Origin of the sequence: Mucilaginibacter angelicae (assembly GCF_042434235.1) — a bacterium.
Classification (GTDB): domain Bacteria; phylum Bacteroidota; class Bacteroidia; order Sphingobacteriales; family Sphingobacteriaceae; genus Mucilaginibacter; species Mucilaginibacter angelicae.
Genome location: NZ_JBHLTS010000070.1, coordinates 18842 through 35306 on the forward strand (window position 1 = coordinate 18842; position 16465 = coordinate 35306).

The window sequence follows — 16465 nt, forward strand, 5'->3', positions numbered from 1 at the left end:
GCAATGACGGGATTTTATAAGTATAAAAAGGGGGGCTTACTTCGTTGTCTTCAGCACAAACGTAATTATCGCCGTAACAAACTCCGGTTTCAATGGCAAATCGGGCTCGTTGTAGGTAGCCTTGTTCTTCTCCTTATCGGCCGGGGCCTCTTTCAGCACATGGTTCATGTTGGGGATAATGGTAAGTATAGCGTCGGATTTTGCTTTTTTCAGCTTCTCTGCATCGCCAACAGTTACCTGCAAATCTGTTGTTCCCTGTATGATCAGGATCGGTGCTTTTACCTTCCTGATCTCGCGTTGAGGATTGTACCTGAACCACGACATTAGGTATTTCTGAATACTTGGCCTGGCAATAAAGTACAGCGCCGGATCTATATTATCAGTTGTTTTACCCCTCTTCAAACTGTCCAGCATGCGGTTAAACCCATCTGATATAAATGCAGGCTGTGATTTCATTTGCTCGGTCAGGATCTTATCGGCCGAATCTCCTGCACCGGCTACAGATATAAAGCCTTTTATGGGCTCATCAAAAGCAGCCATCATACCCACCAACGAGCCTTCACTGTGCCCAAGAATAATGATGCGGGAAAAACGCTCATCACTAACAAACGTGTTAAGCAGGGCGGATGCATCCTCCACATAGTCCTCAAACCTGATCTCGTTTTCTTTAATGGACGTGATGCTTTGCCCAACCAAACGTTTATCATAACGCAATGATGCTATACCTTTTTTGCCCAGTTCATTGGCTATCATTTTGTAAATATTAGCATGCAGTCCCAATTTAGGGCTGTTGCCATCCCTATCTGTAGGGCCCGAGCCCGCAATGATCAATACCAGCGGCACCTTACCATTGGCATCCTTTGGCATCGCTAATGTTCCTGATATGGAACCCAGTAAAGTTTTAACTACAACAGGCGACTCGGTTAACGACGGATCCGTAGCTATAGCTGTGCCTGCTGCCGGGGCTGCAGCAGTAGTTGCAGTTGGAGCCGTATATGGCGTTAATGACAGGCCTGTAAACTTGTTATCAGCATTCAGCGACAGGTTTAACAAAAAAACACCTTTTTGAAATGTGGCCTTGTAGTGTGCTATCGGCGTTTCGTAACTTGATAAATCAGCCTGCAACAATGAACCTAATTGTGTTTTCAGCTGTAATGTCGTGCTCTTGAAATCGGCTAATGAAAGAGCCTTCATCATTTCGGGGCTAAACATGATGTACACGCTATCCGGCTGGTTATTGTTGTATAGCTGTTTAAACTTATTTAAGGCCGTGGCATAATTGGCCGGGGGCATTTGTGCAAACAATTTCCCTGCAAAACAGGTAACTAATATAAACAGACAAATTTTTTTCATGTTATAACGGTCAATATACAATGCGATGATGTATTGAGGCCGAAAATAAAGAAAAAATCAGGTTGTTTTGTTTATTTATGCCATTGCATGCGTTTTAGCAAACAATATTTAAGTGTAATAATGTAAAACCTTTTACTCAACATAATTCCATACTCATGTTGCAACATTGTTTTGTATTATATAGTTAAAATATCAATACAATACATATAGTTTTATATATATTGTATTATATTGCGGTGAATTTTATAATCTTTTAAACCATAGCAAACGTCTACATCTACTAATTAATGAGGGTTTTAACAGCAGGCTTATTTTTTGCATTCCTGACAGGAATGTATTGTATTTCGTTTGCCCAAACAAAATCTTCAATAATACAAGGCAAAGTTTTAACTGAAAATAATCAGCCCGCCGAAGCTGCTACCGCCGTACTGCTTACAGCCTCCGACTCCTCGATATTAAAATCAAACCTGGTAAATAAAAACGGCCAGTTTGAGTTTACCGGACTGCAGCCCGACAGCTATTTAGTACTCATTAGTAAAATAGGATATGTAAAAGTTTATGCCGGGCCGTATAAGGTTACCGCTGGTCAAAAAATAACTGCCAACGATATTGTTTTAAAACTTTCAGATAATCAGCTGCAGGAAGTTAAAGTTGTTGCCCGGAAACCTTACATTGAGGTAAAGCCCGGCAAAATTGTTTTGAGTGTACAAAACAGCATCCTGGCCGAGGGCAATTCGGCTTTTGATATCCTGAGGCAGTCGCCGGGGGTACGGGTTAACAGCAACGAAACTTTAAGCATTAACGGCAGGCAGGCTGCGTTAATAACCATCGACGGCAAACCCACTAACCTTACCGGCGATGACCTTACCAGCCTGCTCCGCAGTATGCAAAGCAGCACTATCGACCAGGTTGAAATGATCAGCAGCCCATCGGCTAAATATGATGCATCGGGAGGCGGTATTATCAACATCATCTTAAAAAAAGGTAAAAACCTGGGCACCAACGGTACCATAACCGCCATGGCCGGTTATGGAAAGTATTATAAAAGTACCGCCGGCATTGTTTTCAACAACCGCACAAGTAAGCTCAATATCTTTGGCAATTACACTTACGATAACAACAAAGGTACCCGCACCATTACAACCAACCGAAATATTACCTATAACGATATCCTGAGCAATTACGATGTTGATTATAATAATATCCAAAAAACCACTAACCACAATTTTAAATTAGGAGCCGATTACTCCATCAACACTAAGCAAACTATAGGTTTTTTGGTAAGCGGTATTATCAGGGAAGATGGCTTCGCAAAAAATAATGACCTGTACATCAGCAACCAAAGTAAACTGGATTCGATAATCAGGGCCCGGTCAAACCTTGACAGGGGCAGCAGCTACTTAAATTACAATATCAACTATAACGCTGTACTGGATAAAAGCGGCAGAAGTATCTCGGTGGATGGCAACTATTCAACTTACCACCGCCACTCCAATGAGTTTATTACCAATAGCTTTTTTACCCCGGCGGGCAATACTTACCGTAACGACCTTGATTTGGAAAATCTATCGCCATCAGATATCCATATCTGGACATCTAAGATCGATTTTGTAAATCCGCTGACTAAGACCTCACGATTGGAAGCCGGAATCAAGTACAATAATGCCAGCAGCAACAACAATCTTGTTTTTGGCCCCAAAATAAACAACGTATACCAGGCCGATCCAAATTTCAGCAACAGGTTTCTTTATACTGAAGCAGTGAGCGCAGGCTATATCAACTATATTAATAAAATTGGCAAATGGGATCTTACGGCAGGTGTACGTGCCGAAAACACCCATGCAAGCGGTAAATCATGGGGACTAAATGACAACATTCCTGATGTAAACACCTACAATTATTTCAATCTTTTTCCGCAGGCTCAAATAAGCTACGAAGCCGATAAAAAGAACATCATTGGCATCAGTTATAACCGTGGCATTCACAGGCCGCTTTATGAAGATATAAACCCATTTTTGTATTATACCGACCTGTATGACTACCGCGCCGGTAACCCGCAACTCAAACCCGAATACACCAATACCATACAGATCTCCCATACTTACGATCAAACCTTTTCAACCGAATTGTATTATACCGTTACCAATAATGCTTATGATTTCCCGGTGTACTACCAAAACGACTCGACCAAGGTTAATGTAACCTTCCGCAAAAACTTTGGGCAGATCTTTGTTTACGGTGCTTCATTTTATGCACCGGTGCAATTCACCAGGTGGTGGTCGGGTAGTTTTAACCTTGATGCAATTTATGTTCGTTACAAGGCCTATCCGCGAAATGGAGATTTTGACAGGGGCAAGCAGGATATTATTTTTGGCAGCACACAAAACTTTACCATCACCAATACATTGCTTGGCGAAATATCAGGCAGATATGAAACGCCAACCATATATGGCATCAATGAGTTAAAGGCCAGCTATGCAGTAAATGCAGGCATCAGCAAGCAAATATTAGATAAACGTGCTACGCTTAAACTAACAGTAAACGATGTATTTAATACCGACAGGGGCCGCAACCATGCCAGCTATCAAAACATCGATCTATCAGAAGTAAATAAGCGGGATACACGTATTGTAAGGCTTAACTTCAGCTATCGTTTCGGCAAAAGCACTGTTAAATCGGCCAATAAGCGTAATACAGGGAATGACGATGAGCGCCGCCGCACCGGAAACTAATGATGCCCAAACCTAACTTTTAGCTCGGGGTATTTGCCTTTTATACGGGTAACGAAGAAGTTCCCAAGCGATTCGGCGCTAATAAATTTTTTATAGGTAGATAACGGAAAACCAAAGTATTGCCATACACCGCCATTTTCCCGAAATTCAAGTTCAAGTATCCTGGCGTCCCGATCATAACCAATGCTGTTTAAAGCCGATGATTGTACAAAATGCCTCTCCATATATAATATAATATGATAAAGGCAAAAAGGTTTTAAATATTATCCTGCGTGGCCGCTTATCATGCTTGCTAAAATAATAAGCAGCACTATTAAGGTGATAGCCGTATACAGGTAATCCTTTTCCATAATAAAGCCAATAGCCGAAAATAACACCCTGATAACCGGCGTGGCTATCAGCAAAACTATACCCGCCTGTATAATTGCCCGGCCGCGTAAAGTAAATACACCATGGATAATTGCGCCGGGATTACTTACAAAATCGGGCACACCAACAAACTTGCTGTAATCAACATGGGTTTGTCCATGCCGGTACAGGTAAATAACCCCGCCAATAAAAATAATGCTCATTGATACCAGCACCCCTGCGCGCAGTATCCAGCCTATTATGGCCTGCATATCGGTATCCTTAAACTTTTTAGTCATTGGTTCATTTGTTCATTAGTTCATTGGTATATTGTTCATTAGTCTGGCTGCCAGGCAACCCATATGACCCATTAGATAAGCACTAATGAACAATTGAACCAATGAACTATATAGTCCCTGTAATTCCTTTATATATCATTTGCGATGCCAAAAACGTAACCACCAGTGCAAATACCCAACGAAGCCAGCCCGATGATGTGGTATGCACCAGTATTTTTGACCCGGTTAATGCACCTAACAAAACGCCTATGGCAACCGGCATGGAAAGGCCCGGATCAATATATCCCCGCTGCAGGTAAACCACCGCACTTGCAGCAGCGGTAACCCCTATCATAAAATTACTCGTAGTGGTTGATACCTTAAAAGGGATACGCATAATGCCATCCATCGCCAAAACTTTCAGCGCCCCTGAGCCTATGCCAAGCAAGCCCGATATCACCCCGGCAAAAAGCATCATAAAAAAACCACCGCCTACATTCCTTACCGAATAGGCTACTTCACCAGCCGGGGTTGGGAAACTGCCGTTTAGTTTCAGCTTTTCGGCAAGTACACTTTTTTGCTGGTGGATTTCCTGGGCTTTTTTTCGCAGCGACATCACCGCCGAAAGGATCAGGATAACACCGAATAAAACTGCTATAAAATTTGTAGGGATATAAACCGCTATCAGCGCGCCAACCATAGCACCTGCGGTAGTTGCTATCTCCAAAAACATCCCAAGCCTGATATTGGTGATACCCTCTTTAACATAAGCCGCCGCTGATCCTGACGATGTGGCTATAACCGAGATCAGCGATGCACCAATAGCATACTGGATATCAACACCAAGTAAAATGGTAAGCAGGGGAATAATAACAACACCTCCGCCTAAACCCGTTAACGAGCCTAATAAACCCGCCAAATACGACCCAACAAGTATAATAAGCGTAAGTACTGTTACCGACATAGAGGCAATTGATAATTGATGCGAAAGTAAGGATTTTATCATTAGATCGCCGGATCATTAAGTCATCGTTTATGTTAATAGGCGATTACCATTTGTTATCTGATTATGTAAATGCCCAATGACAATGAAATGAATGACCAAATAAAAAAAACGCTAATTTCGCTGCATGGGTTACTCAAGTTTACAAGCCTGCATTACCGATCTCGAAAAAAATGGTCATCTCATTCGCATTAAGGAACAGGTTGACCCTTACCTGCAAATGGCCGCGATACACTTACGTGTATTTGAAAACGAGGGGCCTGCCATATTATTCGAGAATGTAAAGGGTAGTAAATTCCCGGCAGTATCCAACCTGTTTGGTACACTCGACAGGTCGAAATTTATTTTCAGGGATACGCTTGAGAAGATCAAGGTTTTGGTTGATATCAAAAACGACCCGATAAAAGCCATAAAAAATCCTTTTAAATATGCAGGTGTTGGCTTAACGGCCCTTTCGGCACTGCCTATGAAAAGCGGTATGGGCGCACCAATCAAATTTGGCAAATGCAGCATCAGCGAGATCCCGCAAATAGTAAACTGGCCTATGGACGGCGGTCCATTTGTTACCATGCCGCAGGTATATACTGAAGATACTGATCAACCGGGTATTATGAACGCCAACCTGGGCATGTACCGCATCCAACTGGCTGGTAACGAATATATACAAAACCAGGAGATTGGTTTGCATTACCAGATCCACCGGGGCATTGGCGTACACCAAACCAAAGCCAATGCCAAAGGGCAGCCGTTAAAAGTAAGTATCTTCGTAGGCGGGCCACCCGCGCACCCCGTTGCCGCTGTAATGCCCCTGCCCGAAGGCCTGTCTGAAATGACCTTTGCAGGTGCATTGGGCAAGCGCCGTTTCCGTTATTTTTATGACGCTGAAGGCTTTTGCATTTCGGCCGATGCCGACTTCGTGATCACCGGCACCGTTATGCCGCACGAAAATAAACCCGAAGGCCCTTTTGGTGACCATCTGGGTTATTATAGCCTTGTACACCCTTTCCCATTGATGAAAGTGCACAATGTTTATCACCGTAAAGATGCCGTATGGTCATTTACCGTGGTTGGCCGGCCGCCACAGGAGGATACCAGCTTCGGGGCGCTGATCCATGAAATAACCGGCTCGGCCATTCCAAAAGAAATTCCCGGTTTGCATGCTGTTAATGCGGTTGATGCGGCTGGTGTACACCCCCTGCTTTTTGCTATAGGCAGCGAACGCTACACCCCCTACCTTAAAGAGCGTAAGCCACAGGAGATAGTGACTATTGCCAATCATATACTGGGTAAAGGTCAGCTGAGCCTGGCTAAATATCTGTTCATTGCCGCACAGGAGGATGATCCTAAACTTAATGTAAACGATGTAGGTGGGTTCCTGAAGCATATTTTGCAAAGGATAGACCTTACCCGCGACCTGCATTTTCATACCAACACCACCATCGATACACTTGACTATAGCGGCAGCGGCCTAAACTCCGGCAGCAAACTGGCAGTTACTGTTGCCGGCGAGACTAAACGGGAGCTTTGGACAGAACTGCCCGATTGGTTCAACCTCCCCCGCCCTGTCAGCGGCTATAAAATGGCTATGCCCGGCGTACTCATGGTTGAAGTGCCCAAACACATCAATCATAAGGATATTGATAACATCATCAGCATTATTGAATATCATTTACAGGATGAGGATTTAAGTGGCCTGCCCCTGATAGTACTTTGTGATGATGCCCCTTTCGCCGCCCAAACCATCAACAATTTTGTTTGGGTAACCTTTACCCGCAGTAACCCATCGCATGATATTTACGGCGTCGGCAGCTTTACCGAGCACAAACACTGGGGCTGCAAAGGTCCGCTGATTATTGACGCCCGGATAAAACCACATCATGCCCCCGTGCTGGAACGGGTACCCGAGGTTGAAAAAACGGTAGATAAGCTTGGTGAAAAGGGAGGATCGTTGTTTGGGGTAATTTGATAATATCTCCACAGCGTCATTGCGAGGCACGAAGCAATCCCAAACTATACAGGGCGGACCTGCTTATCGGGGATTGCTTCGTGCCTCGCAATGACGGATGGGGTAAAATGTAATTCCACACCCCAAAATCTAACTTTAAACGAAACCAAGGCTGTTTTTCAAAAAATAAACCGGCAACTAAACACCAATCTCCGCTCACTAATCACTATATTAGCATCCTTTTAATTTTACTCATGAATATATTTTACGGAACAGGGGTAGCTATGGTAACCCCTTTTCATGCGGATGGTCAAATTGACTACGACGGGTTGAAAAACCTGATTGAACATTTGATTGATGGCGGGGTGGAATACCTTGTGTCTTTAGGTACAACCGGCGAAAGCGCTACATTGAACGAGGTTGAACGAAAGCAGGTTTGGGCTTTCACTGCCGAAGTGGTAAATAAGCGCGTTGGCCTGGTAGCCGGTATAGGCGGTAATAATACTCATGAAGTTGTTGAGCAAATAAAATCATTTGATATTGAAGGCTATGATGCTATACTTTCATCAAGCCCGCATTATAATAAACCTACCCAGGAGGGTATTTATCAGCATTACAGGGCGATAGCACAAAATACTAAACTGCCTATAATCCTGTATAATGTACCAAGCCGTACGGGCAGCAGCATTAGTGCCGAAACAACAGTACGCCTGGCAAAAGAGTTTAAAAACATTATCGGAATTAAAGAAGCATCGGGCAATTTCGACCTATTTAATCAGTTGATGCGCGATAAGCCTGAGGATTTCTTGTTTATATCGGGCGATGATCCGGTTACTTTGCCAATGATAGCCTTGGGTGGCGTTGGTGCTATATCGGTTATTGGTAATGCTTTGCCTCGCCAGCTATCTGATATGGTAAGGCTTTTGCTTAACAATGATTACAAAGGCGCGCAACCCGCACACTTTAGCCTGATAGAGTTTACCCGTTTAATGTTTGCCGAAGGCAGCCCTGCAGGTGTTAAAACTGCGCTGAAGCAATTAGGTATTTGCGGTGATACCGTAAGGCTACCGCTGGTACAGGTAAGCGAAAAAACTGCTGATGCTATTGCTGAAGAGCTTAAAAAACTGGCGCCGGTAGCGGTAAAGGCGTAAAAATTTATAAGAACTCTCTACTTCACGTCATTGCGAGGTACGAAGCAATCCCAAACTATACAGGGCGAACCTGCAAGTCGGGGATTGCTTCGTACCTCGCAATGACGTTTTTTTATAGATACGTTTTAAATACTATACAAAATAAAAAACCCGATCCATGGACCGGGTTTTTTATTGGAATAAGATGATAAAATCTTACTAAGCTTCTTTATTCTTAGCTTCCTGAACTTCAAGGCGGATAGCCTGTGCCAGGTTTTTAAGATCCTGCATGCCTTTACGTACACGTGTACCGGCAGCGCTGTTTCCTTTATTGTAGAATTTATCGGCGTCGGCCTCTAAAGCTGCTACAAGCTCTTTTACTTCAGTAAATTTTTTCATTTAATTACTCCTTTTAAAATTTGAGGTTTATTGTTTTAATTAAGCTAAGCTAAAATGTTTTTTGCTAATTAAAAACTTTTGAAGCCAAAAAATACGGCCTTAACAGTGGTTTTTTTCCACATTTTTGACGCTTTTGGTTTATTAGCCCCCGCTTATTTTATATTAAAAAGTTTAAATCAAACTTATACTTCAAAATAAGTTTGATTAATAATTAAAATACAAATTATAAATCAATATAAATAATATTCACAGCACTCTATACAACCATAAGGTGGTATTTAAAATACTTTCAAGTATTAATATATTCAGCAGGTTTAAAAAGTCTGCTGCAGTATATCAGGATAGTGTTCATGCACTTTTAGTATCAACTCGCCAAATAAAGTGTTAGCCCAGGCAAACCATTTACGGGTAAAGTCCTTAGCATCATCCTTATTGAATGATTCATGCATAAAACCTGTACCCGCATGGGTACTTTTCAGCCATTTGATGCACTGTACAATCTCCGCTTTATCGGTTGAAGTAATACCCCGCATAATAATTGCCATTGGCCATATGTATCCAATACCTACGTGCGGACCGCCAATCCCTTCGGCAGCGGTGCCTTTAAAATAGTAAGGGTTACTATCACTTAACACAAACTTACGGGTGCTTTGGTACAAGGGGTCATCAACCTTTACCGAATCAAGGTAAGGCAAAGCCAGCAGGCTTGGCACGTTTGAATCATCCATGAACAACTGGTTACCGTAGCCATCAACCTCAAACGGAATAACCTGACCAAATTGAGGGTGCTGACCTATGGCGTTTTGCTTAAGTGCCGCCTGAACCTCTGCAGCCAAAGCTTTACAGGCATCAGCAGTAGCGTTATCATGACCTATGGTGCTGTACATTTCGGCCATTTGATTTAAGCTTGCTACCGCGAAATAGTTTGACGGGATCAGGAAGGGATAAATGGTAGCATCATCCGACGGGCGGAAGATAGAGCAGATCAGGCCAACAGGCTTAACCGGGTTACCATAGCCCCTGTTTGGCGCGGTATCGCTTGCAGTTTCGGTTTTACGCTGGAAAAAGTACGGGCCTTTACCATCCTTACGCTGCTGTTCTTTAAAAGTGGCAAGGATGATCTTACCTGCTTTTTGCCAGTTATCGTCAAAGAAGCTGCTGTCGCCACTGATCTTCCAGTAGTTATAGGCAAGCCTTACCGGGTAACAAAGTGAATCGATCTCCCATTTGCGTTCATGCAGTTCGGGTTTCATGTTGGTGCGGTCGCTGTCCCACTCGCTGCCTGTTGGGCCTTCGTTAAAGGCGTTGGCATATGGGTCAATGATCACGCATTTAGCCTGGCGGCTCAGCACACCCTGGATCAGCTTTTTAAGTGCAGGATCATTTTTAATAAGCGGCAGGTACGGCCAAACCTGAGCCGATGAATCGCGCATCCACATGGCGTTAATATCACCGGTGATCACGAATGTATCAGGCTTACCATCCTTTTCAGAATAGTTTACCGTAGTATCTAAAGTATTGGGATAGCAGTTTTCAAAAAGCCAGGCAACTTCAGGATCTTTAATATCGGCCTTAACTTTTTTAATGATGGCCTCAACAGCCTTGCTGGTGAACTTACGGTCGGCCAGTTTTGGGCGCTGGCTTTCAAAAGCCGGGGCCATTGCCGAAGCAAATGCGGGAGTTAAACCTAAACCGATCCCGGCAGCTGCAACGCCGTTAATTTTTATAAAATGTCGTCTGCTTAACATATGGTTTTGTAATGGTAGCCGTAAAAATAGAAAAGCGTTTCAGTTAAACAAAAAAGCTTGCTAAAATAATTTAGAAAACGTTTTATCAAGGTTTTTGAGTTCAGATTGATCTTAATAAAATCGTCATTGCGAGGCACGAAGCAATCCCCAACTCTACAGAGGGACTTGCATAGCCGCTTTGCTTATCCTACTGTGTGTACACATCTTTTTATTAAAAGAAAATGTCATTTCGATAGAGCAGGGCTGGGCTGCGCGCAGGAGCGAAAGAGAAATCTTATACGCCTTGCAGAGCCGTAAGTATGGTTTAGAGCAGGGTGTATAAGATTTCTCCTCACCACACCCGCACATTCCCCAACCGGTTCGTCGAAATGACATTCGGCTTTATTGTTTAATATTCGTTTACAAGATGTTTACATATGGTAGCTGCTTATCGGGGATTGCTTCATACCTTATAATGACGTGATTGTAAGTTATTGATTATTAAGTATGTTTTTTTGATCGATTTATGAATATGGGCGTTGCCTGCGACCCGTGCTATCCGCTCATACTGCACAGGCATTAGCCACAAGGCCGGTATCCGCTACTATCACTAACGCGACCCCTGCACAACATCGCTAAATATATTGTACACGTCATCACCATTTTTTCCGGGGTTTCTCTGGTGAATACTCGCAATGACGCGTGAAGATGGCAGGTGAGTTTTTTTGTTTACACAAAAAAGCCCCGGATCATCTCCGGGGCTACCTATGTTATTTGCCAGATTTACTATTAAGCAATTTCCAGTTTATTCTCTTTATAATAACCGGCTTTCAGCTTTTCGCCAATTGAGCTGTAAGCATCAAGGGTGCGCTGTACATCCTCTAAGCTATGAGAGGCGGTTGGGATCAATCTTAGTACAATTAAGCCTTTAGGGATAACCGGGTACACTACTATTGAGCAGAAGATGCCATAGTTCTCACGCAAATCGCGGGTTAAAGAAGTAGCTTCAAAAAGGTCGCCTTTTAAAAACACGGGGGTAACCATGGTGTTTGAAACACCAAGATCAAAACCACGTTCCCTTAAGCCCTGTTGCAGCGCGTTGGCTATCTGCCATAATTTTTCGCGAAGCTCGGGCTGGGTTTTCAGCATTTCGAAACGCTTTTTCAAACCTAATACCATTGGCATAGGTAATGCCTTGGCAAATGTTTGCGAACGCATATTGTAGCGCAGGTAATGGATAATATCCTGATCGGCTGCTACAAAAGCGCCAATACCGGCCATTGATTTGGCGAAGGTAGCAAAGTACACATCCACCTCATCCATACAATCCTGCTCCTCATGCGTACCTGCACCCGTTTTACCCATGGTACCAAAACCATGCGCGTCATCAACCAGTAAACGGAAGTTGAATTTCTTTTTAAGTTCGGCAACCTGTTTAAGCTTGCCCTGCGCGCCCGACATACCAAAAACACCTTCGGTAATTAACAGGATTCCGCCGCCGGTTTGTTCGGTTAAGCGGGTTGCACGCTCCAGCTGTTTTTCACAGCTTTCAATATCGTTGTGCTGGTAAACAAAGCGTTTACCCATATGTAAACGTACGCCATCAATGATACAGGCATGCGATTCAGCATCATAAACAATAACATCATTCCTGTCAACCAGGGCATCAATTATCGATACCATTCCCTGGTAACCGTAATTAAGCAAAAAGGCCGATTGTTTGCCAACAAAGGTTGCCAGGTTATTTTCCAGCTCTTCGTGGTGGATTGAGTTTCCCGACATCATCCTTGCGCCCATAGGGTAAGCCATACCATAATCAGCAGCGGCTTGCGCATCGGCCTGCCTCACTTCGGGATGATTAGCCAAACCAAGGTAATTGTTAAGGCTCCAAACTAAATGCTCTTTTCCTTTAAATTCCATGTGCGGGCCAATCTCACCTTCCAGCTTAGGAAAAGAAAAATAACCATGCGACCACTTCTGATGCTGACCTATCGGCCCACCCAGGCTTTTTGTTATTTTATCAAATAAATCCAAAATGAATTGTTTTTATAAATTTAAATGCAAATATAGCCGTTAAAACACCTTTAAACAATAGCTATAACTTTTTAGAATAGGTTATAACTTGAAGGAAAGAAGCAAGAAATTAAGAAGAAAGAACCAAGACGGCAAGATTCAAGCTCCAGGAAAACATATGACAGATCTTAACCCGTCATTGCGAGGTACGAAGCAATCCCCGATCGGTAAGTCCGCCCTGTATAGTTTGGGATTGCTTCGTACCTCGCAATGACGCTTTTTTAACAGCTTTTCGGACTTCAATAAAAAAGGGAGATCAACTACCAGATTTAATTCTTTTGTCGATCTCCCATTCAATTATTGTGGTTTTATTTTTCTTGCCTCTTGAATCTTGCTGTCTTGACTATTTTACAAATCTTGCTTCCTGACTCTAAAAGTCTTGATTCTCCCTTAATCAGCGTTCCCGTGCAGGTATGAGTTGTTATTCCTGATCTCAACATTACCTTCGCTATCCTGCATCAGGGAAAAACGGGAGATCTGGCTTTCGTCAGATGCCGGGGTATCCTGTAAAGCAATCTCCTTACGTTTGTAAGCAGGTACATTTTCCAGCTCCTGGATATTACCGGTACGCAGTTTCATGCTTAGGTCTTTCAGCCTCATGATCCGCTCGCGCGATTTTTTCAACTGTTCCTCTATCGATTCGTTGGTTTTGTTATCATCAGCACCAACAACCGCTTGCGGTACTGGAGCAGGTTCCGGCTCCGGTTCGGGCATGCGTGGCTGTTCCCTAACAGGCTGCTCGTAACTAACCGGCTCGCTCATTTTAAAAGTGAACCCGGCAGTATCCGGCTCATTATCAGCTTCGGGCTCTTCCTCGTGCATCAGGCTGTGCCTTACCACAGCAGGTTCTTCCTGACGGCTGCCGGCAAACATATCAAACAAACCGGCCTGTTTGGCATCCTCTTTAGGAACCTTAGCGTAAGGCTCGGCAGGAGTATTAGCCTTTACAGGCTTAATAAACTCGTTAACCGGTTTTGCCTGCTGCGGCTCTTCAGGAACCAGCATTGAAACTATTTTCTTGTTGCTATGCTCTTTTTCACGTTCATCCTGAGTTTGGAAACCGGTAGCGATAATAGTAACCGATAATTGCTCACCCAGGTTTTCATCGATACAGTTACCCCAGATCAGGTCGGCAGCTAAACCGGCTTCTTCCTGTATGTAATCGGTAATTACGCTGATCTCATCCATGGTAACCTCTTTAAGGCCCGAGCTGATGTTCAGCAAAATATACCTTGCACCTTCAATTTCATTATCCTTTAACAGCGGCGATGCCAAAGCACCTTCAACAGCTTTTAAGGCACGGCTTTCACCATCGGCACTAAAGCTGCCCATGATAGATACACCGCTATCCTTCATCACCGTGCGCACATCTTTAAAGTCGACGTTTATATAACCCGGTAAGGTAATGATCTCGGCAATGCCCTTAGCAGCCGTGGTCAATATATTATCAGCCTGTGCAAATGCCGAACTCATGGTCAGGTTACCAAAAATCTGGCGGAGCCTGTCATTCGAGATCACCAGGAATGAATCTACGTATTTACGCAGTTCTTCTAAACCGGCATCAGCCTGCATTTTACGGCGTTTTCCTTCAAAAGAGAAAGGCGTGGTAATGATGCCCACTGTTAATATATCCATTTCTCGCGCTGCTTTGGCAATGATAGGACTTGCGCCTGTACCCGTGCCACCGCCCATACCAGCTGTAATGAACAGCATTTTGGTATTAACGCCCAACATCTGTTTAATATCGTCAATATTTTCAATAGCCGAATTTTTGCCAACTTCGGGTATTGAGCCTGCACCCATGCCCTCAGTTAAACTGGCACCCAACTGCACCTTGTTAGGTATAGGGCTCAGCTCCAATGCCTGGGCATCCGTGTTGCAGATTATAAAATCAACACCGGTAATTCCTTGCCTGTACATATGGTTTACCGCGTTTCCACCACCACCGCCAACACCAATTACCTTGATGATCGACGATTTTTCTTTTAACATTTCAAAATGCATAATCTTCGTTTTCAGCTATATGTAAATCAACCAACATTAGATTTTACCATTGTAATAATAACACTTTTTCAACAAGGTTTTTCCACAATTGTGAGCAATGTGAATAAGTTTAACCCTTGTGAATAATTATTATTTCAGAAAGTCCTCATCCTTAATGTCATCCTTAATAAATGTGATGCTCTTTTTCAGCAGCCTGTCTAACAAGCCACCTTCTTTGCTTTTAGCATCGAATTTGGGTTTAGCCGTTTTTACTTCGGCAGGGATTGCTTCATTCATGTACTCCATTTTCTGGATCCCTTTAATAAGCAAACCAATGCCGGTAGCAAAAGTCGGGCTTTGCAATTCTTCGTACGTATTTTTTGGCAGCACTTCGTTTTTGGCGAGGTGCTCGGTAGGATAACCAACACGGCAATCCAAACCGGTAACAAATTCAACCAACTGGCGCAAGTGTTTCAACTGCGCGCCGCCGCCTGTTATTACGATGCCTGCTATCAGTTTCTTTTCGTAACCTGATGATTTGATTTCGTAATAAACATGCTCTACAATCTCTTCCATACGCGCCTGGATCACATAAGCCAGGTTTTTTACCGAAATTTCTTTAGGCTCCCTGCCGCGTAAACCCGGAACGCATACAATCTCGTTTTCCTTGTTCTCATCAGCCAGGGCCGATCCAAACCTTACTTTCAGTTGCTCGGCAATGTTGCGCATTACCGAACAGCCTTCGCGGATATCCTCGGTTACGCTATTACCTCCGAAAGGGATAACGGCCGTATGACGAATGATCCCTTCGTGAAAGATGGCTACGTCGGTAGTACCACCACCAATATCAACCAATACCACACCGGCTTCTTTTTCCTCTTCGCTCAAAACAGATTCTGAAGATGCCAGCGGCTCAAGGATCAGTTCCTGGCTTTCCAGGCTTGCCTTGTTAACACATTTAACAATATTTTTGATAGCGGTTACCTGGCCCGATATGATGTGGAAGTTGGCCTCAAGCCTAACACCCGCCATACCTATCGGATCTTTAATCCCCGGTTCGTTATCTACCGTAAATTCCTGCGGCAATACATGGATGATCTCTTCGCCCGGAGGCATTACCAGGTTATACATATCCTCAATCAGCTTATCAATATCCTTACGGCTGATCTCTGACTGCAGGTCACGGCGGGTAATTAAACCGCGGTGCTGCAGGCTTTTGATGTGCTGCCCGGCAATACCCACGTTCACTACCCTGATCTCCACATTTGATTGCGAGCCCGCCACATCCACCGCCTGGTGAATGCCCTGTACTGTTTTATCTATATTTGAAACCACGCCGCGCGTTACACCGGCAGATTCGGCTTTGCCAATCCCTAAAACCTCAATCTTCCCGTTCCTGCTCCTGCGCCCAACAATGGCACATATCTTGGTAGTTCCGATATCCAATCCTACTACAATTGGCGAACTTTTTTCCTGAGTTGAGCTTTTGTCCAT

At 43.7% G+C, this 16465-nt stretch carries 12 protein-coding genes; 3 read left to right on the forward strand and 9 right to left on the reverse strand.

Annotation, left to right across the window (positions count from 1 at the left end):
* Positions 1-36: 36 nt before the first annotated feature.
* The gene (locus ACFFGT_RS22410; protein ID WP_377024748.1) at positions 37-1353 is read right to left on the reverse strand and encodes an alpha/beta fold hydrolase; all 1317 of its coding nucleotides are present in this window, start codon (positions 1351-1353) and stop codon (positions 37-39) included.
* A gap of 287 nt (positions 1354-1640) precedes the next feature.
* On the opposite strand from ACFFGT_RS22410, the gene ACFFGT_RS22415 reads away from it, so the two are divergent.
* A complete protein-coding gene (locus tag ACFFGT_RS22415; protein WP_377024749.1) occupies positions 1641-4085 on the forward strand; it encodes a TonB-dependent receptor domain-containing protein in 2445 nt (814 codons plus the stop codon).
* Here ACFFGT_RS22415 and ACFFGT_RS22420 read toward each other — a convergent pair.
* The 3 genes from ACFFGT_RS22420 to ACFFGT_RS22430 form a co-directional block, all read right to left on the reverse strand.
* On the reverse strand, positions 4082-4309 hold the full coding sequence (locus tag ACFFGT_RS22420; RefSeq protein WP_377024750.1) for a KTSC domain-containing protein: 228 nt from the start codon (positions 4307-4309) through the stop codon (positions 4082-4084). The two genes, ACFFGT_RS22415 and ACFFGT_RS22420, sit on opposite strands and share 4 nt — an antisense overlap.
* Positions 4310-4348: 39 nt before the next feature.
* Positions 4349-4732 (reverse strand): DUF1634 domain-containing protein, encoded by a 384-nt coding sequence (locus ACFFGT_RS22425; protein ID WP_377024751.1) that lies wholly within the window; start codon positions 4730-4732, stop codon positions 4349-4351.
* A 106-nt stretch (positions 4733-4838) separates the two neighbouring features.
* The gene (locus ACFFGT_RS22430) at positions 4839-5675 is read right to left on the reverse strand and encodes a sulfite exporter TauE/SafE family protein (protein WP_377024818.1); all 837 of its coding nucleotides are present in this window, start codon (positions 5673-5675) and stop codon (positions 4839-4841) included.
* A gap of 166 nt (positions 5676-5841) precedes the next feature.
* Here ACFFGT_RS22430 and ACFFGT_RS22435 point away from each other — a divergent pair, with 166 nt between their 5' ends.
* Both ACFFGT_RS22435 and dapA read left to right on the forward strand, forming a co-directional pair.
* A complete protein-coding gene (locus tag ACFFGT_RS22435) occupies positions 5842-7680 on the forward strand; it encodes a UbiD family decarboxylase (protein ID WP_377024752.1) in 1839 nt (612 codons plus the stop codon).
* Positions 7681-7913: 233 nt separating this feature from the next.
* The gene (dapA, locus tag ACFFGT_RS22440; protein ID WP_377024753.1) at positions 7914-8810 is read left to right on the forward strand and encodes a 4-hydroxy-tetrahydrodipicolinate synthase; all 897 of its coding nucleotides are present in this window, start codon (positions 7914-7916) and stop codon (positions 8808-8810) included.
* Between the two features lie 198 nt (positions 8811-9008).
* On the opposite strand, the gene ACFFGT_RS22445 is transcribed toward dapA, so the two are convergent.
* From ACFFGT_RS22445 to ftsA, 5 genes are all read right to left on the reverse strand, one after another.
* Positions 9009-9188 (reverse strand): BF3379 family histone-like protein, encoded by a 180-nt coding sequence (locus ACFFGT_RS22445; RefSeq protein ID WP_090529881.1) that lies wholly within the window; start codon positions 9186-9188, stop codon positions 9009-9011.
* Between the two features lie 314 nt (positions 9189-9502).
* Positions 9503-10936 carry a glycoside hydrolase family 125 protein gene (locus tag ACFFGT_RS22450; RefSeq protein ID WP_377024754.1) on the reverse strand — a complete coding sequence of 478 codons (1434 nt, stop codon included), beginning with the start codon at positions 10934-10936 and terminating at the stop codon, positions 9503-9505.
* A 768-nt stretch (positions 10937-11704) separates the two neighbouring features.
* A complete protein-coding gene (locus ACFFGT_RS22455) occupies positions 11705-12949 on the reverse strand; it encodes an aminotransferase class I/II-fold pyridoxal phosphate-dependent enzyme (protein WP_377024755.1) in 1245 nt (414 codons plus the stop codon).
* Between the two features lie 429 nt (positions 12950-13378).
* A complete protein-coding gene (gene ftsZ, locus ACFFGT_RS22460; protein WP_377024756.1) occupies positions 13379-14992 on the reverse strand; it encodes a cell division protein FtsZ in 1614 nt (537 codons plus the stop codon).
* 129 nt (positions 14993-15121) lie between these two features.
* Positions 15122-16465: a cell division protein FtsA gene (gene ftsA, locus ACFFGT_RS22465; protein WP_377024757.1), complete on the reverse strand. Its 1344-nt coding sequence runs from the start codon at positions 16463-16465 to the stop codon at positions 15122-15124.